Origin of the sequence: Amycolatopsis speibonae (assembly GCF_042647925.1) — a bacterium.
GTDB lineage: Bacteria > Actinomycetota > Actinomycetes > Mycobacteriales > Pseudonocardiaceae > Amycolatopsis > Amycolatopsis speibonae.
The window spans coordinates 1-1,094 of the sequence record NZ_JBHRWK010000072.1 but is presented as its reverse complement, the minus strand read 5'-3'; the positions used below and the strand labels follow the sequence as shown (position 1 = coordinate 1,094).

Below are 1,094 nucleotides of genomic sequence, written 5' to 3'. Positions count from 1 at the left end.
GTGCGGTCTCGGATCGACTGGAAGTATTTGATGGGTTTGGATTTGGAGGACCCTGGGTTCGATTTCTCTGTTCTGTCGGAGTTTCGTGACCGGCTGGTCACCGCGAACGCGCAACGGGAAATCCTGGATATCCTTCTCGATCGCCTCACCGAGGAAGGGCTTGTCACGACGCGAGGTAAAGCCCGGACTGATTCCACTCATGTTCTGGCCGCGGTGGCGGTACTCAACCGGCTGGAGAATGTGTTCACCACGATGCAGGCCGCGCTGGAGCAGGTCGCCGAAACGGCATCGGAGTGGCTGGGGTCGTGGATGAGCGCGGAGTGGCAGAAGCTTTACGGTGTACCATTTTCTATGCCTAAGTCCGCTGCGGCGCGGGCGAAGCTAGGCGGCCAGATCGGCGTGGACGGCTGGGAATTGTGGACGCGGATCTCGGGCGCGGACGCGCCTGAGGGACTCGGCGCGTTGCCCGCGATGGCGACGTTGCGGCTGGTCTGGTTGCAGCAATTCCATCGGGATAGCACTAACGCTGTGATATGGCGGGATAAAGACAAGCACGGTCAGCCTCCGGCGTCGATCCGGATTGATTCCCCGTTCGACATCGAGGCCAGGCGCGCGGTGAAACGAGGCATGGGCTGGACTGGCTACAAAGACCATTACACCGAGACCTACGGTAATCCCGAAACGCCGAATATGATCACCGACGCCGAGTGCACGGCAGGGCCGGTGCATGACGGCGCGGTGCTGGCCGGTGTTCACGACCGTCTCGCGTCACGGGGTCGCCTGCCCGATGAGCACCTGGTCGACAGCGCCTACGCCGACCCTGAGGCGGTCATCACCGCCCGGGATGTCCACGGCATCACACTGATCGCACCGTTGCTGCACGATCACAGCTGGCAGGCGACCGCCGGTGAGGGTTTCGACCAGAGCGGCTTCACCGTCGACTGGGACGCCCAACGCGCCACCTGCCCCGAGGGAGCGACGTCACAGAGCTGGGGAGCACGCCAGGACCCCGCCGGAACAAGGATCCACGTCCAGTTCGCGGCGAAGGACTGCCGACCGTGTCCCTCCCGGGACAAGTGTGTCCGCAGCGTCAG

Annotated in this window: 1 pseudogene; it reads left to right on the top strand. The window is 63.6% G+C overall.

Annotation, left to right across the window (positions count from 1 at the left end):
• Window positions 1-30 precede the first annotated feature (30 nt).
• Window positions 31-1,094, top strand: a pseudogene (locus tag ACFOSH_RS35480) (hypothetical protein); the annotation flags it as partial.